18 protein-coding genes and 3 tRNA genes are annotated in these 25,744 nt (G+C 40.2%); 9 read left to right on the top strand and 12 right to left on the bottom strand.

The window, feature by feature from the left end; genetic code table 11:
• Positions 1-49: 49 nt before the first annotated feature.
• Positions 50-1,258, bottom strand: coding sequence for an FprA family A-type flavoprotein (locus tag LH29_RS08885; protein ID WP_045027872.1), 1,209 nt, complete (start codon positions 1,256-1,258; stop codon positions 50-52).
• Positions 1,259-1,439: 181 nt separating this feature from the next.
• Positions 1,440-1,808 carry a four helix bundle protein gene (locus LH29_RS08880; RefSeq protein WP_045027871.1) on the bottom strand — a complete coding sequence of 123 codons (369 nt, stop codon included), beginning with the start codon at positions 1,806-1,808 and terminating at the stop codon, positions 1,440-1,442.
• A gap of 201 nt (positions 1,809-2,009) precedes the next feature.
• Between LH29_RS08880 and mltG the strand changes: the two genes are divergently transcribed.
• The gene (gene mltG, locus LH29_RS08875; protein ID WP_157493621.1) at positions 2,010-3,044 is read left to right on the top strand and encodes an endolytic transglycosylase MltG; all 1,035 of its coding nucleotides are present in this window, start codon (positions 2,010-2,012) and stop codon (positions 3,042-3,044) included.
• Between the two features lie 102 nt (positions 3,045-3,146).
• Positions 3,147-6,464 carry a glycoside hydrolase family 2 TIM barrel-domain containing protein gene (locus LH29_RS08870; protein WP_045027866.1) on the top strand — a complete coding sequence of 1,106 codons (3,318 nt, stop codon included), beginning with the start codon at positions 3,147-3,149 and terminating at the stop codon, positions 6,462-6,464.
• A 240-nt stretch (positions 6,465-6,704) separates the two neighbouring features.
• Here the strand turns inward: LH29_RS08870 and purT are convergent, their stop codons facing one another.
• Positions 6,705-7,895, bottom strand: coding sequence for a formate-dependent phosphoribosylglycinamide formyltransferase (purT, locus tag LH29_RS08865; RefSeq protein ID WP_045027860.1), 1,191 nt, complete (start codon positions 7,893-7,895; stop codon positions 6,705-6,707).
• A gap of 191 nt (positions 7,896-8,086) precedes the next feature.
• Between purT and LH29_RS08860 the strand changes: the two genes are divergently transcribed.
• Together LH29_RS08860 and LH29_RS08855 are read left to right on the top strand one after the other, a co-directional pair.
• Positions 8,087-8,974: a dienelactone hydrolase family protein gene (locus LH29_RS08860; RefSeq protein WP_045027857.1), complete on the top strand. Its 888-nt coding sequence runs from the start codon at positions 8,087-8,089 to the stop codon at positions 8,972-8,974.
• Positions 8,975-9,050: 76 nt separating this feature from the next.
• A complete protein-coding gene (locus LH29_RS08855) occupies positions 9,051-9,572 on the top strand; it encodes a GNAT family N-acetyltransferase (RefSeq protein ID WP_045027855.1) in 522 nt (173 codons plus the stop codon).
• Between the two features lie 141 nt (positions 9,573-9,713).
• On the opposite strand, the gene LH29_RS08850 is transcribed toward LH29_RS08855, so the two are convergent.
• A complete protein-coding gene (locus LH29_RS08850) occupies positions 9,714-11,114 on the bottom strand; it encodes an NfeD family protein (protein WP_045029063.1) in 1,401 nt (466 codons plus the stop codon).
• 180 nt (positions 11,115-11,294) lie between these two features.
• Here LH29_RS08850 and purB point away from each other — a divergent pair, with 180 nt between their 5' ends.
• Both purB and LH29_RS08840 read left to right on the top strand, forming a co-directional pair.
• Positions 11,295-12,641, top strand: coding sequence for an adenylosuccinate lyase (gene purB, locus LH29_RS08845; RefSeq protein WP_045027852.1), 1,347 nt, complete (start codon positions 11,295-11,297; stop codon positions 12,639-12,641).
• Between the two features lie 91 nt (positions 12,642-12,732).
• A complete protein-coding gene (locus LH29_RS08840; RefSeq protein ID WP_232302826.1) occupies positions 12,733-14,535 on the top strand; it encodes an ABC transporter ATP-binding protein in 1,803 nt (600 codons plus the stop codon).
• A 58-nt stretch (positions 14,536-14,593) separates the two neighbouring features.
• On the opposite strand, the gene LH29_RS08835 is transcribed toward LH29_RS08840, so the two are convergent.
• From LH29_RS08835 to LH29_RS08820, 3 genes are all read right to left on the bottom strand, one after another.
• Positions 14,594-15,316 carry a (Fe-S)-binding protein gene (locus LH29_RS08835; RefSeq protein WP_045027846.1) on the bottom strand — a complete coding sequence of 241 codons (723 nt, stop codon included), beginning with the start codon at positions 15,314-15,316 and terminating at the stop codon, positions 14,594-14,596.
• A gap of 112 nt (positions 15,317-15,428) precedes the next feature.
• Positions 15,429-15,501, bottom strand: a tRNA-Trp gene (locus LH29_RS08830).
• A gap of 345 nt (positions 15,502-15,846) precedes the next feature.
• Positions 15,847-15,934: transfer RNA gene (locus LH29_RS08820), tRNA-Ser, on the bottom strand.
• Positions 15,935-16,218: 284 nt separating this feature from the next.
• Between LH29_RS08820 and LH29_RS08815 the strand changes: the two genes are divergently transcribed.
• A complete protein-coding gene (locus tag LH29_RS08815) occupies positions 16,219-16,491 on the top strand; it encodes an HU family DNA-binding protein (RefSeq protein ID WP_038554490.1) in 273 nt (90 codons plus the stop codon).
• Between the two features lie 85 nt (positions 16,492-16,576).
• The gene (locus tag LH29_RS08810) at positions 16,577-17,257 is read left to right on the top strand and encodes a TrmH family RNA methyltransferase (protein WP_045027841.1); all 681 of its coding nucleotides are present in this window, start codon (positions 16,577-16,579) and stop codon (positions 17,255-17,257) included.
• Here LH29_RS08810 and LH29_RS08805 read toward each other — a convergent pair whose 3' ends face one another.
• The 4 genes from LH29_RS08805 to LH29_RS08790 all read right to left on the bottom strand — a co-directional run bounded on the left by LH29_RS08805 (position 17,258) and on the right by LH29_RS08790 (position 21,641).
• Positions 17,258-18,451, bottom strand: coding sequence for a glycosyltransferase family 2 protein (locus LH29_RS08805; RefSeq protein ID WP_045027838.1), 1,194 nt, complete (start codon positions 18,449-18,451; stop codon positions 17,258-17,260). It lies immediately after the preceding gene.
• The gene (locus tag LH29_RS08800) at positions 18,448-19,650 is read right to left on the bottom strand and encodes a glycosyltransferase family 4 protein (RefSeq protein WP_045027835.1); all 1,203 of its coding nucleotides are present in this window, start codon (positions 19,648-19,650) and stop codon (positions 18,448-18,450) included. Before LH29_RS08800 ends, LH29_RS08805 begins: the two co-directional genes overlap by 4 nt.
• Before the next feature lie 6 nt (positions 19,651-19,656).
• Entirely contained in the window at positions 19,657-21,138 is a 1,482-nt protein-coding gene (locus tag LH29_RS08795; protein ID WP_045027833.1) for an LptF/LptG family permease, read from the bottom strand.
• A gap of 122 nt (positions 21,139-21,260) precedes the next feature.
• Positions 21,261-21,641 carry an START-like domain-containing protein gene (locus tag LH29_RS08790; protein ID WP_045029060.1) on the bottom strand — a complete coding sequence of 127 codons (381 nt, stop codon included), beginning with the start codon at positions 21,639-21,641 and terminating at the stop codon, positions 21,261-21,263.
• A gap of 148 nt (positions 21,642-21,789) precedes the next feature.
• On the opposite strand from LH29_RS08790, the gene LH29_RS08785 reads away from it, so the two are divergent.
• Positions 21,790-21,863, top strand: a tRNA-Met gene (locus tag LH29_RS08785).
• A 1,173-nt stretch (positions 21,864-23,036) separates the two neighbouring features.
• Here LH29_RS08785 and LH29_RS08770 read toward each other — a convergent pair.
• The gene (locus LH29_RS08770) at positions 23,037-25,667 is read right to left on the bottom strand and encodes a substrate-binding domain-containing protein (RefSeq protein WP_198152382.1); all 2,631 of its coding nucleotides are present in this window, start codon (positions 25,665-25,667) and stop codon (positions 23,037-23,039) included.
• Positions 25,668-25,744: the final 77 nt, after the last annotated feature.

The raw sequence follows: 25,744 nt of genomic DNA, 5'->3' as shown, positions 1-25,744 counted from the left end.
ACAAAAGCCACCCCGAAGAGCAGCTTTTGATTTATCTGATAAAATCATCTTAGATCTTTTCCGGAGCAGGCATTTCCAGAAGTTTATCAGCCATGGCATCGGCCAGTTTAATTAACTCCTCCTGCGTTTGAACTTTCATATTGCCTTTTTCTTCTATTGGTTCGTAAACCATATCCCACTTGATTTTTTCGGCAAAAGTCTTCAGGTTTTTCACGCCGCCACCGTTCCACGAGTAGTTACCAAAAATACCAAGCAGGTGGTCTTTCGGCGCCATATGCTCGATAGTTGTAAGCAGTGTTTCCACATTCGGGAACATCGCATTGTTATACGCCGCGCTACCCACAATAAATCCTTTGTATTTAAAAATGTCGTTGATAATGTACGACGAGTGCGTTTTTGATGCATCGTAAACACGGATGTTTTTGATACCGCGTACTGCAATCTGACGGGCAATGGTTTCAGCCATTTTTTTGGTGTTTCCGTACATCGAACCATAAACGATAACCACGCCCTGATCCAAATCGTACGAACTCCATTTGTTGTAACGTTTCAAAATCCAGTTAAGGTCGCTGCGCCAGATAGGACCGTGCGTTGCCGCAATCATTTTAATGTCCAGTCCGGCCAGTTTTTTAATGGCGCGCTGTGTGTGTGGACAATATTTACCAACGATATTCGTGAAATAACGCATCACTTCCACTTCGTAGAAATCGAGGTTGATTTCGTCGTCGAAAATACCACCGTCCATAGTTCCGTAGCTACCAAAAGCATCACCCGAGAACAGGATTTGATTGGTTTCTTCGAAAGTCACCATAGTTTCAGGCCAGTGTACCATCGGAATCATCTGGAACTGCAACTTGTGTTTTCCAAGGTCAAGCACATGATCGTCGTGTACCATGTGTATATTTTCCGGTTTCATGTAGTATGATTCCACAAAACCAAAAGTCTTTTTATTTCCTACAAGCGTAATATTCGGGTAACGGTGAACGATCGCTTTTAAAGCTCCCGAGTGGTCGGGTTCCATGTGGTTAATGATCAGGTAATCCACCTCGCGGTCGCCAATAATCTCTTCAATGGCATCGAGGTAATCATCGATAAAGGCGCGCTCAACAGTGTCAACCAACGCGATTTTTTCATCAACAATCAAATAGCTGTTATACGAAACCCCATGCGGGATTGGCCAGATGTTCTCGAACAAGTGAGTACGGCGGTCGTTAAATCCCAAATAATAAATATCTTCTGCAAGATTTACTTGTAGCATAATTTTCAGTTTTTATATCATTTTTTGAAACACGCACAAAATTAGTGAATTTCGGCTGACAGCGTGTAAATTTATTTCCTTACACCCCTTATTTAGAATATGGGTTAAGGGAATGTTAGGTAAACGAGATTGATAAGAGATTGATGGAGATTGAATTTGAGATTGATGCAGATTGACAGTTCTATCGCGAGAGTCTCTTTCGCATTGAGGCCAGTATTTTTAAAAGTTCGAGACTTTCTTTATGCAAGTCTTTTATGAACGAGGTTGTTAATATTCCTGAACTGACAATTAAATCAAGCCACATTTCAGTTTCATCAGCTTCTTCAACCACAATCGAGAGTTTTGAAAAGAACTCGGCTTTCGATCTTCCTCTTAATGCTGCTCTATAATTGGCATAAACAGAAGTGCCCGACCGAATTAGCTGTTTATTCAAAACCCTACTTCGTTCTGAGGTTGGAAGCATTTCAGACAATTCTAAAATTTTAAGTGCAAATTGTTTTAGCCTGTCGCGAATTTGAATTTTGTAATCAAGCCAGCTTTGATTTGTCATAGTGTATTTGAGTTATAATTTATAACCAAATTATGAAAAATTATCCTGACTGCAATCCTCACAATCTTTTTTCAATCTATTTCAATCTTTCTTTCAATCTCCATCAATCTGTTATCAATCTTTCTCCTCTATCTGAAAGAATTTTATCTTTGAAGCAGAATTCAAAATAGAACTATGTCGATTGATCAGAAAAGCCGAGCTATGACATTCCCCCGAGTTGGGAAATTCATTATTATATTTTTTGCTATTGCCTTTATCCTTGCCGGAGCGCGTGGATACCAGCTATACCGCTATGTTTTTGACGAAAATGTAAAAAATGATTATGTAATTCTTGTTACCGAAGAAGATGACATTAAAAGCATTAGCGAAAAGCTGGAAGCCAACGAGGTTTTAACCGATATGAAAGCCTTTAAATGGGTGGCTAAAAAGAAAAAATATGCCGATTACATGCGCCCGGGGCGTTACGAGTTAAAGAAAGGAATGACTACCAACGAATTGGTCAACATGCTTCGCAGTGGTGCACAATCACCCGTGAATATTACTTTTAACAATGTTCGTTTTAAGGAAGAGCTGGCAGGAAAAGTAAGCAAATACATTAAAGCTGATTCAACTTCAATATTACAACTGTTTTCGGATGAACAGCAGATTAGAGACTGGGGATTTACCGAGGAGAACTTCCGTGCCATGTTTATTCCAAACACCTACGAAATGTACTGGACAACTTCGGCAGAAGAATTTGCACAACGCATGAAAGCAGAGTACGACCGTTTTTGGAATGACACCCGTACAAAACAAGCTGCAAAAATGGGCTTAACTCCGCAGGAGGTGGTTACCTTGGCCTCCATCGTTCAGTCGGAAACCATAAAACCCGACGAGCTAAAAACAGTGGCCGGATTGTATATCAACCGCCTGAATAAAGGTATTGCATTACAAGCCGACCCAACCGTTAAATATGCGGTTGGCGATTATTCCATAAAACGGGTTTTGAACAAACATCTTGAAATCGATTCGCCTTACAACACCTACAAATATGCGGGTTTGCCGCCGGGGCCAATCTGTTTTCCGGAAATCACATCGGTTGATGCCGTGTTGAATTACGAAGATCACAACTACCTGTACATGTGTGCCCGCGAAGATTTTTCGGGTTACCACAATTTTGCAAAAACGCTGAGTCAGCATAACCGGAATGCAAAAAAATACCGCGATGCGCTGAACGAACTTCGCATTTATAAATAAGCATCAAATTTTGACGTAATCCCCCGAATCATTCCCCAAAATATAGGTGTAAACCTGTTTTATATCGTCTTGATTTATGACAACGAACTGAATTAAGTTAAAATGAAGAAACTGATCATCCTTGTGCTTAGCTTATTTGCCAGCACTCTTTTTGCCCAAAACAATATTTGGGAAGATCCCGCTTACATTGCAAAAAACAAACTGCCCGGAAGAGCCACTTCCTACTCATACAAATCTATTGATGACGCCCTGAATTGCAATCGCGAAGCTTCAAGAATGATTTCGCTGAACGGAACCTGGAAATTCAATTTTGTGGAAAAGGAGGAAGATCGTCCACTGGATTTCTACAAGCAGGATGTTTCGAACTGGGATGATATTGAAGTTCCGTCGAACTGGGAAATGAAAGGTTACGGAACTCCCATTTATGTAAACGCCGGCTATCCTTTTCGCCCGGCACTTCCTGCCGAGGCACAGAAAGATCCGATAGCCTGGTACAAAGAAAACTACGATGTGCCGGAAGGACTTTCAACAGAAGAAATTTACCGCAGGTTTTATGCCGATGTGGCTTCAAAACTAGTTCCTGAACCACCTGTTATTACGCGCGACAATGCAGTTGGATCGTACGTTCGCACGTTTACCATTCCGGAAGAGTGGAACAACCAAAAAATTGTTTTGCATTTTGGCGGAGTAAGTTCGGCCATGTTTGTTTATGTTAACGAGCAAAAAGTGGGTTATAGCCAGGGTAGTCGTTTGCCTGCCGAATTTGATATTACTGAATTTGTACAATCAGGCGAAAATAAAGTTGCTGTACAGGTTTTTCGCTGGTGCGATGGCAGCTATTTGGAAGACCAGGACCACTGGCGCATGAGTGGAATTCACCGCGAAGTATTGCTTATGGCGCAACCCAAAGTGGCCATTGAAGACTTTTTTGTACGCACACGTTTAGATGCCAATTACCAGGATGCACTACTGCAAATTCGACCAACAATTACCCGCGGAGCCGATGTTGACACAAAAGGATGGACACTGGAAGCAGAATTGTACTGCCCTCAAAACAACAAGGTTCTGCAAGCGCCACTCGCCAAAAATGTTGACGCTATTATTTATGAAGGATATCCACAACGCGACAATGTATATTTCGGATTACTGGAAGAAAAAATTATAAGCCCTGAATTGTGGTCGGCAGAAAAGCCAACACTTTACACGGTAGTTCTTTCGCTAAAAGATGCTGAGGGGAATGTCGTTGAAGCACGTTCTGCCAAAATCGGGTTCCGCGAAATAGAAACTAAAAACGGACAGCTGTATGTAAATGGCAAGTCCATAAAACTATATGGTGTTAACCGCCACGACCACGATCATGAGCGCGGTAAATCGGTTACGCACGAAGATATGGAGAACGATGTGTTGTTGATGAAACGTTTCAATTTTAATGCGGTTCGCACCAGCCACTACCCTAACGATCCGTATTTCTACGATATGTGCGACAAATACGGACTGTATGTGCTCGACGAAGCCAATATTGAAACCCACGGTTTAAATGGCTACCTCTCCAACCAGTCGGAATGGCACATGGCTTTTCAGGACCGCGTGGTTCGTATGGTGGAGCGCGATAAAAACCACCCATCGGTAATTGGCTGGTCGTTGGGTAACGAATCGGGAACCGGACCAAACCACGCTGCAGCAGCCGGTTGGGTGAAAGATTTCGATCCTACACGTTTTATTCATTACGAAGGTGCTCAGGGACAACCAGAGCACCCGGATTACACAGCATACGGCTCTGAAGAGTTCAGAAAAAAAGGACGAACTGCTAATCCTACTGATCCGCATTGGGTTGATGTGATCAGCCGTATGTACGCTAACCTGGAAGACCTGGAAACATTGGCGAAAAGCCCGTATATCACTCGTCCGATTATGGAGTGCGAATATGCACATGCCATGGGTAACTCGCTGGGTAATTTCCAGGAATACTGGGATTTGATGCACAGCTACCCCAACCTTATCGGTGGATTTATCTGGGACTGGATCGATCAGGGTGTACTTACAACCGATGAAAACGGAAAAGAATTTTTTGCCTATGGTGGCGATTTTGGCGACACACCTAACGACAATAACTTCTGCATGAACGGAGTAATTGCATCCGACCGTACTCCGAAAACACAAACATGGGAAGCAAAATATGTGATGCAACCAGTGCAAATTACTGCTGTTGATCTGGAAAATGGATTAATACGCCTGCTCAGCCGTTTCAATTTTGCCAATCTTAACGAATTCAAAGTAAGCTGGACATTAAGCGAAGATGCAACAGAGATTCAAACCGGCACTTTGGAAGGTTTGAGCCTGAATCCGGGCGCAAGCAAAGTGGTTGAGATTCCTTTTAAAACTATTAGTCCAAAAGCAAACGCCGAGTATTGGTTGCGTATCAGTGTTCAACTGAAAGAAGACAAGAACTGGTCAAAAGCCGGTCATGAACTGGCCAAACAACAGTTCAAACTTCCATTTGCCGCAGAAACTACTACAAAAACAATAAACTCCGACAATATTACTTTCGACGAAACCGATGACCAGATTGTGGTTAGCGGTAAAAATTTCAAAGTGAGCATTGGCAAAAAAAGTGGTTTGATAGAGAGTTACGAGGCAGGAAATAAACAAGTAATCACAACTGCACTAAAACCTTATTTCTGGCGACCGTTAACCGACAACGACGAACGCGGTTGGCGAGCACAACAACGCCTTGCCATTTGGAAAGATCTTCCGGAAATGCTAAGTGTAACTGATATGGATGCTGATGCATCGTCGGCTGCCATTTCTGTTGAATTCGCTTACAAAGAGCTAAGTTTAAAATTAAACTACACTTTTGCCAACGATGGAACCGTAGATGTGAATTTTGACCTGTCGATTCCGGAGGAAATGCCGGAACCAATCCGTGTTGGAATGGGCATGGGCGTATCAACCAGTTTGCAACAAATGAGCTTTTATGGAAAAGGACCTTTTGAAAATTATTCGGACAGAAATGGAGCCGCCGATATCGATATTTACAAGGGAAGCGTGGACGACTTCTACTACAACTACACCAAACCGCAGGAAAGCAGTAATCACACCTGCGTGCGTTGGCTGGCACTTACCAATAATAACTCAGGGCTGATGGTGCTTGGTAAAACTCCGTTGCAAACATCGGTTTGGCCATACACTGCAGAAAATATTTATGAAGCAAAACACCCAACAGAACTGGAAAAAGCAGATGCTTTAACGGTGAATATCAGCCACAAAATGGCCGGCGTTGGAGGTAACGATTCGTGGTCGATAAATGCGCGCCCAATTGATAAGTACCGCTTATTGGAAAAAGCATACAGCTATGAATTCAAGCTGGTTCCGCTATCGAAAGCTAAAGATTTGCAACAAATTTATCGTGACACAAAATAGAAAAGGCAGACTTTAATCTAAACCATTAAAAAACCGGCTTTGTTCCTCAAAGCCGGTTTTTATTTTTCTTTTCTATATTCCCAATTGATTCTCCCTGTTTACCCCATCCCTAAAGGGTGCAGGGAAAATCAATTCGCTTCCGCCAGCTGGCGGATCGGGGTAAACGAATTGATTTTCAATTCAAAATCCTAATTCATATGGACTCTGATGGAAATATAATTTTATATTGTTACTCCGAGTTTACAACTGAACTTCAACTGAACTACTTGCTTTGTTAGCTTTTTCGCGGGCTTCTTCCACTGAGTTAGCCCGTGCCAGGCAAACTCCCATCCGGCGTTCTCCTTTAACTTCAGGCTTACCAAATAAACGCAGTTGCGTATCCGGCTCGCACAAAACTTCGGTCAGATTAGAAAAAGCAACTTGTTTGGATTCTCCTTTTACCATAATCACGCTACTTGCCGATGGCCCGTGAAATTTGATGTTCGGAATGGGCAAACCAAGAATCGCTCTTACGTGCAAGGCAAATTCGCTCAAGTCCTGCGAAATCATCGTTACCATTCCGGTATCGTGCGGACGTGGCGAAAGCTCGCTGAAATATACGGTATCGTTTTTTACAAAGAATTCCACTCCAAATAAACCGCGGCCGCCAAGTGCTTCCACCACCTTTTTAGCAATATGTTGCGCTTCTGTCAGTGCTTTTTCCGACATGGCTTGTGGTTGCCACGATTCCTGGTAATCGCCACCTTCCTGACGGTGACCAATCGGCTCACAAAACGACACTCCACCAACGTGACTGATCGTAAGCAAGGTAATTTCATAATCAAAATCAACAAACCCTTCCACAATTACACGGTCGCTGTTGCCACGGGCACCTTGCAATGCATAATTCCACGCATAGTCAATATCGGTAGCACTTTTCACCACACTTTGTCCTTTACCCGAAGAACTCATAATCGGTTTCACCACACAAGGAAATCCAATTTCTTCGATCGCGGTTTCAAACTCTTCTTTCGATCCGGCAAATTTATAAGGCGAAGTAGAGAGCCCGAGTTCTTCGGCAGCCAAAGTTCTGATTCCTTCTCGGTTCATGGTCAATCGTGTGGCATTTGCAGTTGGAATTACATGAAATCCTTCCTGCTCCAACTCCAACAATTTGTCGGTGGCAATGGCTTCCACTTCCGGGATGATATAATCCGGTTTTTCGGTTCTGATAATTTCTGCCAATCGTTCACCATCCAACATTGAGGCTACATAATAACGATCGGCAACCTGCATTGCAGGCGCATTTTCGTAGCTGTCAACAGCTATTACTTCCACGCCGTAACGCTGAAATTCGATTACCACTTCTTTTCCTAATTCACCCGATCCCAGCAAAATAACTTTTGTTGCCGACGGCGAAAATTTTGTTCCTAAAACTACCTTTGTGCTCATCCCTGTTTTTTCAGTTTTTTTTTGATGCCGCAAAAATAGGTTTATTTACGATTGTACATTTTAATATCACCGCCCAACTCTGTTTTGCTAACATTTTATTGAAACTGAAAAACGACTTGCATTGCGAAAATTTAATTCAGCAGTTGAACAAAGCGAAAACCTAATAGTTATTTCAATATAAATAACTAACAATGAAAGCAATAAAGAAAGAACAAATCAGCCAGGAGGTTTTCGACCTTTACGATGACTATGCTCACAACCGAATCGATCGCAGAAAGTTTGTTGAACGGCTTTCGGCTTATGCCGTTGGAGGTTTAACTGTTTCGTCGCTTATGAGTTTTATTATGCCCAACTACCAGGACAAAATTCAGGTTAAAGCAGATGATACCCGATTAAAAACGGAAACCATTGAATACAATTCGCCAAAAGGCGGTGGAAAAATCAGTGGCCAATTATCGCGCCCGGCAGGAAACTTAAAAAAACTACCCGGAATTGTTGTAGTGCATGAGAACCGTGGTTTAAATCCTCATATTGCCGATGTTGGCCGACGTGCAGCACTGGCAGGCTTTATATCGGTTTCACCCGATGCACTTAGCCCGTTGGGAGGTTACCCCGGGAATGATGACGATGGCCGCGCAATGCAGAGCAAACGCGACAGAGATGAAATGTTACAGGACTTTATTGCTGCATTCAACTACCTGAAAGCACACCCGGAATGCGATGGTAATATTGGTGTGGTTGGATTCTGTTTTGGTGGATGGATATCGAATATGATGGCTGTTGAAGTTTCGGATTTGAAAGCTGCAGTGCCATTTTATGGTGGTCAGCCTTCGGAAGAAGAAACCAAACAAATTGAAGCCCCGCTACTGTTGCATTTTGCAGAACTCGATACACGCGTAAACGCGGGCTGGCCCGATTATGAAGCAGCACTGAAAAAATACAATAAAGAATACACGGCACACATGTATCCTGACGTAAACCACGGATTTCATAACGATACTACACCACGTTACGATGAAGCTGCAGCAAAACTTGCCTGGAGCAGAACCATCGACTTTTTCAAAGAAAAACTGGTTTAACAAGCTAACTCTCCACTCCTACTTCCGGCATAATTTTGTTTCTTTACAAAAACAAAATTTATGTCGGTTATTATTGATGGTGTATCCTATAATACCTTTTGAAACTCCACGTTTAATTCTTCGTCCTTGCGAAGAAAATGATGCACGGTTTATTTACCAGCTATTAAATTCTGAAAAATGGCTTCAGTACATTGGCGATCGTGGTGTTTATTCTGAAGATGAAGCACGTACTTACATACGCGAGAAGATGTACCCTCAGCTGAAAAAGGAAGGCTATGGGAACTATGTAGTCGTCAGAAAAGCTGACAACGCCAAGATGGGAACTTGCGGTCCTTTTGACCGTGAAGGACTGGAAGGAATCGATATTGGTTTTGCCTTTCTACCGGAATTTGAAGGACGTGGTTATGCTTTTGAAGCTGCCGAAAGGCTAAAAGAAGCAGGGCTCGAAGACTTTAAAATTAAGAATATTACTGCAATTACTGCGAAATATAATCTGCGTTCGCAACGACTATTGGAAAGACTTGGAATGCGTTTTACAAAACACGTGACTTTACCCAACGACACTGAAGAGATTATGTTTTATCGCCTGAAAGATTGAATTAGATTGATTTTAAGATTGAAGAAAAATTGATAAATTGTTGAATTGACGATTGCCAACTGCCTACTGCTATTTTGCCAACTGCCAATTACTTGCAGCTCGTAACTTTTGCCTTTTTCCTTTCAACTTTTGCCTTGTTTTTTATTCTTCATCCAGCTCCACATAAAGCTGAGTTGCTTCAACTCTGGCAACCACTATTTTTTCATCTTTATCAATAAAACCGGTAATAGCAACAGCATCGTAAACTTCACCTTCAATGTTTATTTTTCCTCCGGGGCGCAAAACGGTCTGCGCAATACCCTTCTTGCCTTTTAAATCAAAAAGTCTGGTTTCAACACTAACAAAACCTTCGTTAACATGCTGAACCGTGTTTAAAGCAAAGTTTTTAAACATGCCATGCTCAGCGGTAAACATCCGTTTTCCGAGGTAAAGCGCCAGTACAAAACCACTAAACACGCCGATTACTACCGTGGCAATTGCCTTCCCAACACCTTCCATCTCAACACCTTCAAAATCGAAGTTTACATTATCGATCAGGCTTAGAACCAGGCCAACAAAAACAAACAATATTCCAAGTGCTCCGGCAACTCCAAAGCCCGGGATAACAAATATTTCCACCGCAATAAGTATCAGCCCGACAATAAACAGCGCAATTTCCCAATGTTCGGCCAATCCTTCAAGGTAAAGCGGCATAAAATAAAGCAAGGCAGCCAAAATGGCTATCCCCAGTGGAAAACCGATTCCCGGCGACTGCATTTCAAAATAAATACCTCCAACAATTGCCATAATCAATAAGCCGGATACCATTGGATGCACCAGAAAACCGATGATCTTTTCAATAAAAGATGGCTCGTATTCAAACAACTCATAATTATCAATTCCTATTTGCTGAAGCACTTCATCAACGTTTTCGGCTGTTCCTTCGCAAAAACCGTTTTTTATGGCTTCCGATGGGGTAAATGTAAGCACTTGTCCCGTGTCGGAAACACCTTCAACAAATATCCGTTCATCAACCATGGCCTCGGCAATTCTCGGGTCGCGGAACCAATCTATAATCGTATCACCGCTGGCTGTTATTGTAGTATCTTTTCCGTGTGCTTCAGCCGTTGCCCGCATGGTCGATCGCATGTAACTCTGGTATTTATCAGGCATTGCTGCCCCGGTTTGATTGACCACGGTTGCCGCGCCAATACTTCCTCCGGGACGCATATAAATACCGTCGCAGGCAATGGAGATCAGCGCCCCTGCCGATGCCGCATTATTGTCGACAAATACGTAAACCGGGATTTTACTTTGCAGAATTCGCGTGCGGATTGAGTCGGCATCAACAACAGTGCCGCCATAAGTATTCATATGAATTAGAAACACGTCGGCTTTTACCGAATCGGCTTCTGCAAAAGCCTGGCTCACCTGGCGTCGCGTTCCAGGGGTAATTTCGGATTTGATATTCAGAAGAAACACCTTTTTCTTATTGGCCTCCTGCGCAAAAGCAGCTAAAGTGGCGAGTACAAATAACAAAATCCAGAAATTTTTGAGCTTCATGGCATTGATTTTTTTCAAGTTCCAAAATACAAAAAACAAATTACAATTAATACCAATTGTTTTTCATTGTGAGCCTTTAGTGAAACTGCGCTCCGGTTAAAGAATATTAAATTCATTCGGCTGCCAAATAGCTAGTCCGTGTAATTTTATAAATTTGCAGCTTAATTCTAAGTAATAATAATGGAACTTAATACATTAACAGCAATTTCGCCGGTTGACGGCAGGTATAGTAACAAAGTAGAAGGGTTGGGAAAATACTTCAGCGAATTCGCGCTGATTAAGTACCGATTACTTACCGAAATAGAATATTTTATCGCCCTTTGCGAAATTCCGTTGCCACAACTTGCTGATATTCCTGCAGATAAACTGGACAAACTTCGTGAGCTTCACAAAAACTTTTCGCTTGAAGATGCACAGCGCATAAAAGATATTGAAAGCGTAACCAACCACGATGTAAAAGCTGTTGAGTATTTTATAAAAGAAGAATTTGACAAGCTGGAACTTGGTAAATACAAAGAGTTTATTCACTTTGCACTTACCTCGCAGGACGCCAATAATACCGCCATCCCAAAATCGATACAAGATGCATTGGAAGAGGAATATTACCCGCTGTTGCAGGAGTTGATCGAAAAACTGCTGACACTGGCTACGGAGTGGAAAGACATTCCGATGCTCGCAAAAACACACGGTCAACCGGCCTCTCCAACAAAAGTTGGAAAAGAGATCAAAGTATTTTTAGAGCGTATTATGGTGCAGTTGGTTCAGCTTAAATCAATTGCTATCGATGCAAAATTTGGTGGAGCTACCGGTAACTTTAATGCACACTTAGTAGCTTATCCTGATATTAACTGGGAAGATTTTGCCAACAAGTTCCTGAAAGACAAACTGGGATTGAACCGTTCGCAATTCACTACACAGATTTCGCACTACGATAACCACAGCGCCATTTTTGATGGATTGAAACGTATCAATAATATCATTCTTGATCTTGACCGCGATATCTGGAGTTACATCTCCATGAATTACTTCAAGCAGAAAATTAAAAAAGGCGAAGTGGGTTCATCAACGATGCCACATAAAGTTAACCCGATCGATTTTGAAAACTCGGAAGGAAACATTGGTATTGCAAATGCAGGTTTTGAGCAGCTGTCGCAGAAACTTCCGGTTTCGCGTTTACAGCGCGACCTGACCGACTCAACCGTTACCCGCTTTATCGGTGTTCCGTTTGGTCATACGCTAATTGCCATCAAATCAACTTTGAAAGGCTTGAACAAATTGTTGCTCAACACTGCGGCCATCGAAAAAGACCTTGAAAATAACTGGGCAGTGGTTGCCGAAGCAATTCAAACCATTTTGCGTCGCGAGTTTTTCCCAAATCCTTACGAGGCGTTAAAAGATCTGACCCGTAAAAACGAGGTGATTAACAAAGAGGCTATCCATAATTTTGTTGATGGCTTGGACGTTAGTGATGCTGTAAAAGAAGAGTTAAAAGCGATTACACCACAGAACTACACAGGAATTTTTTAAAAAATAAGGAAGATTTTTAATCCGGAATGCCAGCTTCGGTATTCCGGTTTTCATCTTCTGTCTTCACCATATGAAAGACTTCTTAAAACTCATGAAACGATTTGTACCGCCCTACCGGGGTAAAGTCGTCATGAACATTATTTACAACATTTTAGGTGCACTTTTCGGAACTTTTTCGTTTGCCATGCTTATCCCGGCACTCGATATTTTGTTTAAAACAAAAGAACTGGTAACCGAAAAAGTGGAATGGGCCCTTACTGCCGATTCAATTACCAATAATATAAATTATTACATCAGTTCGTTTATTGCCAAACACGGTGAACAGGATTCGTTGCTGCTTATTGGTTTAATTTTGGTAATTGCCACACTTTTTAAAGTTGGCTTTACATACCTGGCCGATTTTGTACTTATTGCCTTGCGTAACGGTGTTGTTTACGATATCCGATCGCTGATTTACAAGAAAATAATTGGTTTGCCGCTTGGTTATTTTTCAGAAGAAAGAAAAGGCGATATTATGGCACGCATAACAAGTGATGTGCAGGAAGTGGAGAACTCGGTTGCCAACTCGCTGGGAATGATGATTAAAAACCCGATTCTGATAATCGTTTATCTATGTGTAATGATTTACATGAGCTGGTCGTTGACTCTGTTTGTGTTTGTTATGTTGCCAATAACCGGGTTAATTATCGGGCGAATTGGCCGCAGCCTGAAACGTGTGTCGACCAAAGGGCAAAATAAACTAGGCGAAATTCTGTCGATTATTGAAGAAGATCTTTCGGGATTGCGGATTATCAAATCGTTTAATGCCGAAGAAAAAGCCATCGGACGTTTTCAAAACGAGAACCAGAACTACCGGCTGATCATGAACCGCCTGATGTGGCGCCGTCACCTGGCACACCCTGCCAGTGAGTTTCTTGGCACCATTGTGATTGTTGTTGTTTTGTGGTATGGCGGTCGAATCATTCTTGGAGGAAACAACTCGTCGCTCACTGCTGCAGAATTTATTGGCTATATGGTGTTTTTCTATGGAATCATCAACCCTGCAAAAGCCTTCTCAACAGCACTTTACAGCATTGAAAAAGGACTGGCTTCAATGCAACGAATCGATCATGTTCTTGCAGCAAAAGTTACTATCGTTGATAAGAAAGATGCCAAAGACATCGAATCGTTCGAAAAAGATATTGTTTACAAGAATGTAACTTTCGCTTACGACAAAGCAGAGGTACTTTCGAACGTAAGCCTGAATATACCGAAAGGAACAACCGTTGCGCTGGTAGGATCGTCGGGTAGTGGAAAAACCACGATGGTTGATTTGTTGCCACGTTTCTGGGACATTACTTCGGGAAACATTGAAGTGGACGGAACCGATATTCGCGACCTGAAACTAAAATCGCTACGTAACCTGATTGGAAACGTTAACCAGGAACCTATTCTATTTAACGACACCATACGAAATAACATTGCATTTGGTATTGACGACGTTAGTGACGAAGCAGTGATCCAGGCAGCAAAAATTGCCAATGCGCACGATTTTATCCTGGGAACAAAAAATGGCTACGACACCATAATTGGCGATCGTGGCGATAAACTTTCGGGCGGACAAAAGCAACGTCTTTCTATTGCACGTGCCATTTTACGGAATCCACCAATTTTGATATTGGATGAAGCCACTTCGGCCTTGGATACCGAATCGGAAAAACTGGTACAGGAAGCATTGGAAAATCTGATGAAAAACCGCACTTCTTTGGTTATTGCACACCGTTTATCTACAATTAAACACGCGAATCTGATCTGCGTATTACACGAAGGTAAAATTGTAGAGCAAGGAACACACGAGGAATTAATGGAGCTTGGCGGGCGCTACAAAAAATTACATAGCATGCAGATGTTTTGATTTTAGCTGTGAGTCACGAGTTGCGAGAATCAAGTATCAAGGATCCAGCATCAAGTTTCTAGCCGCGAGATGCAAGTACATCCACCAAATGAATAGTTTTAATTGGTAGTTTCTGTTTTTTAATATAGGCATCCATATTCATCAGGCACGAAGCTTCGGTTGATACAATATACTCCGCACCTGTTTTAAGTGCATGTTCAACCTTTTGCTCGGTCATTGCCGTTGAAATGTTATGGAATTTAGCGGCAAATGTCCCCCCAAAACCACAACATGTCTCTAAAGCTTCCATTTCGATGAGTTCAAGACCTTTTACCATACTTAATAGTTTGCGTGGTTCTTCTTTAATACCATATTCTCGTAAACCGGCACACGAATCGTGGAATGTAACTTTATGGTTGAAAGTAGCTCCAAGTTCAGTTACTTTTAAGTGATTCACCAAAAAATCGGTAAACTCGAACACCTTTTTCCGGGTCTTATTTGTCTTTCTGAGCAACTCCTCGTCATCTTCAAACAATTTATGGTAATAGTTTCGAATAAAGCCTGTACATGAGGCTGAAGGTGCTACCACAACGTTTGCTAGTTCAAAATCATCGAGGAATTTTGTAGCGACTGTTCTTGCTTCGTTCCAGTACCCACTGTTAAAAGCCGGCTGACCACAGCAAGTTTGTTTAGGGTTGTATTTCACATCGCACCCTACCTTTTCCAATAGGTTTACAAAACTTTCTGCAGTTTCAGGATAAAACTGATCGATAAAACAAGGAATAAAAACGTCGATTTGCATTGGTTTGATTTTGTGGTGAAAATAATACTTAAAAGCAGAAGATTTAAATATTTTTCTTAGGAATTTAATTCAACAAAAAAGGCCTTACTAAAGTAAGACCTTTGTGCTTTTGCACGGGAGGAGAGACTCGAACTCCCGACACCTGGTTTTGGAGACCAGTGCTCTACCAACTGAGCTACACCCGTGTTTCATTTTGCGTGTGCAAATATAGTAATTCAATTCAAATTACCTAAGCCAGTCAAAGAAATTATTTGAAATACATAAAATCGTTTTGAAAGGGATATTCATTCTTATTTTTTCGCTTGATATTAAAAGCACATAAGAATAAAACAGTACTAAAATTTCATTGATTTTGCCTGCTTCACCTAGCGAAAACCCGGATTTTGGAACATAATTTTCGAATATGTCATCAAAATCAGCCCCGCAAACGTCATATTTTCCTAAAAAAGAGCCAGTTAAAACCCAAACAGAGCAAAAAGTTATCAACAGTTTGGAGCAAAAAAAATCCATCAGAAAACTCTGATGGATTTTGGCGGAGAGAGAGGGATTCGAACCCCCGGTACCTCGCGGTACAACGGTTTTCAAGACCGCCGCATTCGACCACTCTGCCATCTCTCCAGATGCGGTGCAAAAGTAGATTAATTTTTCAAAGTACAAAACACTTTTCGACAAAATTTTCAGAAATTACTTAAAAAAAAAGGGTGCTAGGGTTTGGTTTTTTAAAACATATTTATGAATTTAGCTAAAACTTAAAAAAGTTCTCTGAAACGCTTGATTTTACTGAATGTTTGACGAATTTTAACCCTTGAAAAAGTATATAGATTCTGAATATTCAACACAAAGTACATAGAACTAAGTTATTTATTTTCAATCACTTAATTAATTATTTAAAATTTTGCCTTATGAACAAAGCTCAATTACTTGATGCGATGGCCGAAAAAGCTGGCCTTTCTAAAGCTGATGCTAAAAAAGCTCTTGATGCATTTGTAGGTGCTACTACAGACGCTCTTAAAGCTGGAGACCGTGTTGCACTTATTGGATTTGGCTCTTTCTCTGTTTCAGAACGTGGTGCCAGAACTGGTAGAAATCCTCAAACAGGAAAAGAAATTACAATTCCAGCTAAAAAAGTAGTTAAATTTAAAGCTGGTGCTGAATTAGCAGACGCTGTATCGTAACGAAATACGAGTAGGTAAAAAAAACTGATTAAAGGGAAGCCAAATGCTTCCCTTTTTCTTTTAACGACATCAAACTTGAATAAAGATGGACAATAAACTTCTTGAATACCTTTTAAGCTATCTTACACCACAACGACAGGAACTTTTTGAAAAAGTAATAAATAAGCGCACCAGGCACCTTACGGTTGTTTTGGAAGACATTTTTCAGAAACAAAATGCAAGTGCAGTTTTGCGCACCTGCGATTGTTTTGGTATTCAGGATGTACATATTATAGAAGACCGCAACGAATTTCAGGTTAACCGCGAAATTGCCATGGGAGCCTCAAAATGGTTGTCGCTACATAAATACAATAGCAAAGAAAATAACGCTCTTGATGCCATACAAACTTTAAAAAAGCAAGGCTATCGAATTGTTGCCACCACTCCGCACAACAACGACCTCGAATTACAGGATTTTGATATTACGAAAGGGAAAACAGCACTGGTATTCGGATCGGAACTTCCGGGAATAACAGAAACCATTATGCAGGAAGCAGATGAATTTCTGAAAATTCCGATGTATGGTTTCACCGAAAGCTTTAATATTTCAGTTTCTGCAGCAATTATATTGCACCATCTTACAATGAAAATGCGGGATAGTAAAGACCTGAACTGGCAATTAAGTGATGCAGAGAAGGACGAACTAAAGATGGAATGGATACGAAGAACCATTAAACGAAGCGAGCTGATCGAGAAACGTTTTTGGGAGGAGAACAAAAAGAAATAACTACCCTGCTGCCCTTTTTGATTTTTCCCAGTTCACCGTTTGGCGGCCTCTTACATAACGAATGATCCCAATAATTGTGGCAGAATTGATCATTACAAAATAGTACGGCACAAATAATGCTTTCATCCGCACCTTTTTGTTTTCGAAATACCAGCCAAACGCAGCAGTCATGTATAACAACACCTGCAGATACAGTACCAGTGCATAAAAATTGTCAACACTCCAATTATTGGTACTCACCACCAGCAACAGGTTTATAATAAATAAAAGGAAGAGTGCCGGTGGTGCAAAAGCCCAGCGCAAAACTTTGTGCGAAAGATACTGCCAGCTCAAAATGCCATTTTTGAATGGATTTAGTAATCCTTTTAATCGCATAATGGTCTGAATTCCTCCTGCAGCAATTCTTACTTTACGTTTCAATTCTTCTGTTACGTTTAACGAAGCAGTTTCCTCAGCATAAGCTTTTGGAGCATATGCAATTTTATATCCGCGTTGGGCAATACGCAACGAGATAATAAAATCATCAAGCAAAGTATCGGGTTCCACATCCTCGAAAAGTTCGGTTCGTATCGCAAACAGTTCGCCAACTGCGCCAACTGCCGAATTCAGTTCCCAGTCATTACGCTTAATCCACGATTCCATTTTCCAGTACAAACCTTCACCGGCACCTGCAGCAGTTTCTTCATTGTTCTGAACAATGCGCTTCTCCCCTGCCACACAACCAACTTCCGGATTGCTGAAACACCTCACAATCTCGCGAATGGATTGTTTACCAAGCACCGTATTAGCATCAGAAAAAATTACGATGGGTGCTTTTACAAATTCCATCCCCCGGTTCATGGCATGCATTTTCCCTCTTCGTTCCGGCTGATCATATACTTCCAGTTCCTTTAATTGCTCTAACATTTCAGGGCTCCCGTCATCCGAACCATCGGTAACCCATACATATTGAATTTTTTCTTTGGGATAATCAAGCGAAAAAGCGTTTTTTACTTTCTGCTCGATATAGTATTTCTCGTTAAATGCTGTTACAAACAAACAAACGTCAGGCTCGTAGTCATCGCTTTCCAATGAAATCTTGCGACGGCCGAGCACCTTTTTCAGGCCCACCAACAACCACAAAACAAGTGCATACCCAACATAAGTATAGACAAGTATGAATAGTAATACCCAGAATAAAAGGCTTAGGATCATTTAATATATTGTTTGTAAAATCCGATTAGCTTTTTCGATATTGCTAAATTATCAAAATTCTGCTGGATAAAAAGAGTGGCATTCCTTCCAATACATTCAAAAGTATCACGGTCTTCAAGCAAATTGAAAACAGCATCAACAAAGCCGGTTGCATCGTTAGCGAGTATAACATTCTCGCCATCGGTAACATCAATTCCTTCGGCTCCAATGGATGTCGTCACAATACTTTTCCCCAACGCCATTCCTTCAATAATTTTTATACGCATACCGCTTCCCGAAAACAACGGAACAATCATAACAGCTTTCGAATTCATAAATTGGTACGCATCGGGAACTTCTCCTTCAAAAATAACACCATCAACATTTAATTTATCGATTAACCACTGCGGTGCATTTCTTCCGGCTATGTGAAAACGCAGATTGGGATATTTCTGACGAATCCGTGTCCAGCAGTTTTCAAGAAACCACAAAATACCTTCCTGATTGGGTGCCCAATCCAACGATCCGATATGAAAAAGCGACGGATATTCAATATTGGTTTTATCCGGAATAACAGCCGATAAAACAACACCAGTTTGAGAAACCTGTTTTTCTTTTTTGTTTCCCAATGAATCCAGGATCCCTCCATCACGGGAAGTAATCGGAACTAAGAGATCGTATGTATTCAATAAATCCGCTTCAAATCTTTTAATCCTTTTTGAGAGATTTTGCAGGTATAACTTTTTTAAACCTCTTGATAGTTTTGCTGCTCTTTCCCAAATTTCAAACTCAACATTATGCGCTCGATAAACCACCGTTGCGTTGGAATGCTTTCGTATTAAAGGAATATACGGACAAACATAAAGTCCTTCCAACTGGACAATGTCAAATTCGTTTTCAGTTAACAATTCTACCAATGCATCACTAAAATTCTCATCGATAAAACGAACTGCATTGTAGGGTTTTCGCGAAAAGAGAAGATTCACCAAAGCGGCAAAAGCATTAATTTTTGCAGGGACATTTACCAACTTGAATGTTGCCAGTTGTTTGATTTCGTCGGGAATTTCATCCGGGGACAGATGATGTTTTGCGGTATTCATGGCCAGCACGGTTACCCTATTTCCAAGCTGTGCAAAACCTTTTGTTAAATTTAAACAGGCAATGGCCCCACCATCTCTGGCCGGAAACGGAACCTTATTTGTTACCTGCAATATGTTCATCCGGGTTTAGTCGTTTGATTTCTTTTTCTGGAAAAAACGTCCGAGTCCAAGCCGCGCAAAAAACTTTGCATAAGCTTCCGCTGTCATGATAGCCGAATCGGTAGCTGCTTTATACGTTAACCAAACGCCAATGGGCAGAAAAATATACGACGAAAACCACATTCCGTTAAACATATCCCAAACATCTTCGCGGGCCGTTTTTTCGCCACTCATGGAAACAATGTAATATAAAATAAACAGGAAGATCGACACAACTACAGGCATCCCCAATCCTCCCTTTCGGATAATTGCTCCTAAAGGTGCTCCGATAAAAAAGAAAATCAACACAGCAACCGATAGGGTGAACTTCCGGTGTTTTTCCATCCTGTACTTATTCAGCGTTTTCTTTTTATTATAAAGCTGCCCCTGGAACATGTTCACCTGTTGCATATTGCTCCGGGCCTTATCGAGTGCACTTTTGGCAATATCGGCCTGTACCCATTTATCAAGACCAGAATAATAGGTATCAAAATCAAATATCGTATCAGCCTTAATTTCCTCAATATCACGTTTCAACGAATCAGCTTTTGCGGTGAGATTATACATTCGCCGGGTTATAGTCGGATTAATATTAATCTGCATCATATAATTTCGCAAGCGACCGTAATAATCGTCCGTCAAACTATCATCGGCAGTCACCAACTGATCGATAGTGAGCATGCGGTATTGATTTTTGAAAATACTTTCATCGCGGCGGTTAAATTCAAAATCGCGGACTTTTACCCTGATCGTTTGTTCTTCAAAACGATTGCGCTGATAAGGATACGTTTCTTTTTTACCCCGGTTTTGCGATTTCTGCTCCTGGTAAGTTACTCCGCTAAACAAATTAAGTACCATGTACTTTTTATCCTCGGTAATCCGCAATAATCCCGAATCGGCAACCGTAACACTTTCGTTGGGTTTATTTTTGGTATGATCGTAAATCAACAGATCATACAGCATTTTTGTATCGTTATCGCGCTTGCCAACCTTAATGCTGTAGCCATCCATTTCGTTGGTAAAAACACCCTCCTGCAAGACCAGTTCAGGCCGCTGCTTTTTCACACTGTATAAAAGGGTCGAAAATTTCAGGTTTGTTTTCGGAAGAATATTATTGGAAAAATAAAAAGCTATTCCGGTGATGATAATTGCAATAACAATTAACGGACGCATGATTCTGAATAGTGAAATTCCGGAAGCTTTCATGGCTACCAGCTCGTAATTTTCGCCCAATGCCCCAAAAGTCATGATTGATGCCAGAAGCATGGCCAGCGGAAAGGCCAGTGGTAACATGGCAAATGAGGCGTAAAACATCATTTCTGCCAACACCTTTAGATCAAGCCCCTTGCCGACCATATCGTCGACGTACTTCCATAAGAACTGCATAAGCAGCACAAACAGTACGATAACAAAGGTCATAAAAAATGGCCCTAAAAACGATTTAATAATAAAAAGGTGTAGACGTTTCATGTACTTTATTTCATTCTGGAAACGCTTACAAAACTAAGTTATTTTAGGAATTTGTAAAGTAAAAAAGGTTAAGAAACGTTATTGATACCGGAACACAGCTGTTAATAATCTTAAAAAACGAATTACGAGCCCAGTACGTGTTTTAAATCTGCTACCTGCGAATCCCACAAACCACGGGTTTCATCAATTTCATCTTCTTCGGCAAAATCAGTTATTAAAAGCGAAACATCGCCGGTAAGTTCATCGCGTGTTATCTTAAACTCGAAGTACGAACCTTCTTCTTCTTCCAGCCAACTAAACCGCACCAAACGGTTTTCTTTATGCAATGTCATTTCTGCAGTTTGCTCCGATCCGTCCCAAATAAAAGTATAGCGCTTACCCCGAACGCGAACATCGTCGGCAAACCACTCAGTTAACCCGGAAGCAGTGCTAAGTCTGTTATAGAGCACTTTAGGCGAACAATTAATAATATATTCCAGATTGATTTTTACTTTACTAGTCATAAGTTTGATTTTCGGCAATATAATTAATAAGAATGTAACTTACAACTAGTTAAAATCGCGCACCAAAAGTTATTTCGAAAAATTATCAAAATGGTTAGTGGGAATAAAAATAAATACTATATTTGCACCGCATTTTTGAAAAACAAATGGCGAGGTAGCTCAGCTGGTTAGAGCGCATGATTCATAATCATGAGGTCGGCGGTTCAAGCCCGCCTCTCGCTACTGATATCCAAGAGGTTACAATAATAATATTTGTAACCTCTTTTTATTTGCACACAATTTGCACACAAAATCATATACTCATAAAACTTATTACTACACAGAAGCACTATACCTAAGCCACTGTATATAAGATCCTTGAGAATTTTACAATAAATTTTTCATTTAAAATGATAATTCTCCATCATAATACATCATAATCTCAATTTCCATTGATTCTATATTAATTGAGTTTGTAAATGGAATTGAAAACGTGTAGGCGTGTGAAAGCAAAGGCGAGGGTAGCTTGGCACGAAATAAAATGGAATGACAGGCTACTCTTGTGTGCGGTGCCGAAGTTGGTGAATGTAATAAGTGACCCCGAAAGAATTTCGGGTCAAACGTATGGAATGAACCTACTGCTGGCACATGGATATGGGTTGGCTTCCTTCAGTGGCGCTATTCTTTATTTACATTAACCAACCTATCTGATATATTTCCGATATTAATGTTTATGTAAATTAATTGTAACTAAGACTATCCGAGTTATTCTTTTTTTATAGCTAATTATCGAATAAGCATTAAACTTACAGTTACGCTCGGACCATCTAATTCTCCATAACAATTACTACATTTCAGTTACCTTGTATGAACATATAAAATTCAAGAAGACTTTGGAAGTAAAAGGAAGTGAATATCCTTAAGAACAGGACTTATTTAAACTTCTTCAAAAATAACCACTTATGATTATCAGTACTTTAAGATTTCATGGTACAAGTATGACAAAAATAATCATCTATTTTTCTCCGCCACATCGGTATCATTTCCGTTCTCAATAAAACAATAATACTCAAGAATACTGGAATGCCTTATTATAGTTTTAAACGCTTCACATAACTAGCATTTAATGATTCAAACACTAATTATAATCTTTTCAGTCTGGCCACCTTTCGGCATCATTCCTGCTGCACTCATCTCCCGGACCACCGCCGGCACCTCATCCTCATGAATGAACACATACGTAATTATCAAGCCGTGTTTCTTAGATATTGATTCAATTTCTGCCTGGATCGTTTTTAATAGATTACCGCCATTAAAGATCATTATTTGACAGTGATTACTACTGCATGATTTAAATGTAAAAAATCAGCATGACTAATAACTTTTTTAACATATGATCACTACAATTTTAGTTTACTATTTCCTCATTTCTTTCAAAAATTCAGAAGGACTTTTATGGTAATACTTTTTAAAACTTTTAGAAAAATAAGATGGAGCTGAAAAACCAACCTGATATGCTATTTGTGCCAGATTAGTATCTGTCATTTTCATTAAATGAACAGCCTTTTTTAAGCGATATATTGTAATGAATTCAATAGGTGAATAGTTGGTTAACGCTTTAACTTTCCTGTATAACTGAATTCGAGAAATTCCCAGCTCGTTACTTAGAAAGTCAACACTAAGTTCTGTGTTTTCAATATTTTTTTCAATTTTATCTTCGAAATTCTCAATAAAATATTTTTCAATTAAGTTATCTGGAACTAATTTTTGAGTGTTGTTGTGAGGTTCACCAAATGCAACTTTCAATCGCTTTCTACCTTCAATTAAATTACGAAGGCGAACTTTTAATATGTCAACATTTACCGGTTTTGACAAATAGTCATCTGCACCACTTTCAAAACCCAAAATTCGTTTTTCATCCTGCGCATTTGCCGTAAGCAAAATAATGGGGATATGACTGGTTGACAATTCTTTTTTTAGATGGCTACACATTTCAACGCCATCAATTCCTGGCATCATCACATCAGAGATAATCAGATCGGGAACATATTTCACTGCCTTTCTTATTCCTTCGATACCGTCACGGGCTTCAAGCACACAATAATTTTCTTTCAGGAGAGATTTCAGATAAGAACGTATTCCGGGATGATCATCAACCAGTAAAATTGTTGTTTTCTCCTTGTCAAACTCATCATCAAAAATATACAAATCTTCACTCCCGATTACGGAAGAAATTACATCTTGAATATCCTTCCTGTCAACTATTTTTTCATCAGACTCTTCCACTTCAATTTTTATGTTTTTATCTTCCTGTTTTGCAGGAATCGAAAAAGTAAAGCAAACAAAACCATTACGATTAGTAACCTCAATCTTCCCACCATGTATATCGATGTACCCCTTCACAAGTGCCAAGCCGAGACCTGAGCCACCTGTTTTTGAGCCAGCTTGATAAAAACGGTCGAATATCTCTTTTATCTTATTTTCAGGAATCGATTTACCGGAATTCATTACCTGCACCTCTACAGAGTTTTTCCCTTCAACAAGTTTCCGACTCATCAAAATTTGAATAATGCCCTTTTCCGGTGCAAATTTGAATGCATTGGATAATAAGTTGGTATAAATCCGTTCCATTTTTTCCACATCAAAATCAATAACGAAGTCGTCTCCCGAAGTAGCTTGCATCCTGAATTCAATTTGCTTATGATTTGCAACTTCGGCGAATAGTCCGTTCCAATCTTCAATGTGTTTTTTCAAATCAGCTGAAACGGGAGAAAAATCGTGTTTACCCAATTCATATTTTCTGAAATCTATGATTTGTTCGATAAGTTTTAATAGAATGGCTACATTTTTTTGAGCAATTTGAAGTAATTCCATTTGCTCTCCGGTTAAGTTTGTACTCTTTGATAAATTGTCAATTGGACCTGAAATCAAAGTTAAGGGGGTCCTAAATTCATGCGAGATATTGGTGTAAAATCTTAACCGTTCTTGTGTGACTTTTTCCAGCTTATCTGATAACTGTTTTAATTCAATATTTTGGTTTGAAATGGCTTCTTTTTGTTCTTCGAGATTTCGGCTCGAAATTTTAAGACGTTTGAACGACCATAAATACATAGCTAAGAAAATTCCAACAAGAGTCAACAACACTAAACTAACGAACAATAAAATTTGCTGTTCCTGATACCTCACATTAAGTATCTCCAGCATATTTTTCGATTTTGTTATGTCCTCCTGTAAAGTATTGATCTTCTGAAATTGCATCTTAGTTATGTCCACATTTGAATGGTCAATAAGAGTAGTTGGTAACAAATTATTTTTCTGAAAGGATTGATTATGCAGTATGCTTGCCGCAATCCTAATAGCCTCCTTACCGCCAGTTGGATAAATTAAGGTTGCAGAAATAACACCTTTCTCAACCAGTTCAATTCCTCCCCCTGCCGTGGGCAGCCCGTCAACACCAACAATCAGAACATCACGGTTTGGAAATTGCTCTCTGATTACATTTGATGCAGCCTCTGCCATAAAATCAGTGTGCGCGAAAATTGCTTTTACCGAAGGGAACTTTTTCAAAATAATACTGAGGCTATCATGAACCAATTCATTGTTCCACTTAGCATGTATTTTATAGACATTTTCAATATTGGGGTATATACTGAGAGCACTACTAAAACCATTCATTCGCTCTAAAGCTGGAGAAGTACTGAGCATTCCTAATAATTCTACAACTTGCCCTTGTTTTTTCAATTTATCTGCAAGATAGACACCAGCAATATTCCCGATTCCAAAATTATTACCCCCAATATAAGCAGTATATTTCTGTGAATTTATCTTTCTATCAATAAGAATAACAGGAATGCCCGAATCATAAATTTTCTCGATAACAGGTTGAAGTGCCTCAATCTCATTGGGTGCAATTATCATCAAATCAACATCCTTCTTTAATAACTCTTCAATTTGTTGAACCTGTAAAAGTGTACTGTCCTCTGCCTGTCGTTTGATAAGTTCAATATCATCATGAAACATGAGCTCCCTATCCATTTCCGCTTCCATATTTAATCGCCAATCTCCGGCCGAACATTGCGAAAAACCTACAATGAATTTCTCTTTTGCCTGCGAACAGAGACAAA

The sequence above is a fragment of the Draconibacterium sediminis genome, assembly GCF_000949475.1.
Classification (GTDB): domain Bacteria; phylum Bacteroidota; class Bacteroidia; order Bacteroidales; family Prolixibacteraceae; genus Draconibacterium; species Draconibacterium sediminis.
The sequence above is the reverse complement of the archived record's forward strand: the minus strand, read 5'-3'. Positions and strand labels throughout refer to the sequence as shown.

Excerpts from the sequence above, each read along its gene's own strand:
- LH29_RS08855 (WP_045027855.1), top strand. The coding sequence starts at position 9,051 with ATGGTGTATCCTATAATACCTTTTGAAACTCCACGTTTAATTCTTCGT.
- LH29_RS08880 (WP_045027871.1), bottom strand. The coding sequence starts at position 1,808 with ATGACAAATCAAAGCTGGCTTGATTACAAAATTCAAATTCGCGACAGG.
- LH29_RS08850 (WP_045029063.1), bottom strand. The coding sequence starts at position 11,114 with ATGAAGCTCAAAAATTTCTGGATTTTGTTATTTGTACTCGCCACTTTA.
- mltG (WP_157493621.1), top strand. The coding sequence starts at position 2,010 with ATGACATTCCCCCGAGTTGGGAAATTCATTATTATATTTTTTGCTATT.
- LH29_RS08810 (WP_045027841.1), top strand. The coding sequence starts at position 16,577 with ATGGACAATAAACTTCTTGAATACCTTTTAAGCTATCTTACACCACAA.
- LH29_RS08860 (WP_045027857.1), top strand. The coding sequence starts at position 8,087 with ATGAAAGCAATAAAGAAAGAACAAATCAGCCAGGAGGTTTTCGACCTT.
- LH29_RS08835 (WP_045027846.1), bottom strand. The coding sequence starts at position 15,316 with ATGCAAATCGACGTTTTTATTCCTTGTTTTATCGATCAGTTTTATCCT.
- LH29_RS08885 (WP_045027872.1), bottom strand. The coding sequence starts at position 1,258 with ATGCTACAAGTAAATCTTGCAGAAGATATTTATTATTTGGGATTTAAC.
- LH29_RS08790 (WP_045029060.1), bottom strand. The coding sequence starts at position 21,641 with ATGACTAGTAAAGTAAAAATCAATCTGGAATATATTATTAATTGTTCG.
- LH29_RS08795 (WP_045027833.1), bottom strand. The coding sequence starts at position 21,138 with ATGAAACGTCTACACCTTTTTATTATTAAATCGTTTTTAGGGCCATTT.
- purT (WP_045027860.1), bottom strand. The coding sequence starts at position 7,895 with ATGAGCACAAAGGTAGTTTTAGGAACAAAATTTTCGCCGTCGGCAACA.
- LH29_RS08800 (WP_045027835.1), bottom strand. The coding sequence starts at position 19,650 with ATGAACATATTGCAGGTAACAAATAAGGTTCCGTTTCCGGCCAGAGAT.
- LH29_RS08840 (WP_232302826.1), top strand. The coding sequence starts at position 12,733 with ATGAAACGATTTGTACCGCCCTACCGGGGTAAAGTCGTCATGAACATT.
- LH29_RS08815 (WP_038554490.1), top strand. The coding sequence starts at position 16,219 with ATGAACAAAGCTCAATTACTTGATGCGATGGCCGAAAAAGCTGGCCTT.
- purB (WP_045027852.1), top strand. The coding sequence starts at position 11,295 with ATGGAACTTAATACATTAACAGCAATTTCGCCGGTTGACGGCAGGTAT.
- LH29_RS08870 (WP_045027866.1), top strand. The coding sequence starts at position 3,147 with ATGAAGAAACTGATCATCCTTGTGCTTAGCTTATTTGCCAGCACTCTT.
- LH29_RS08770 (WP_198152382.1), bottom strand. The coding sequence starts at position 25,667 with ATGGAAGCGGAAATGGATAGGGAGCTCATGTTTCATGATGATATTGAA.
- LH29_RS08805 (WP_045027838.1), bottom strand. The coding sequence starts at position 18,451 with ATGATCCTAAGCCTTTTATTCTGGGTATTACTATTCATACTTGTCTAT.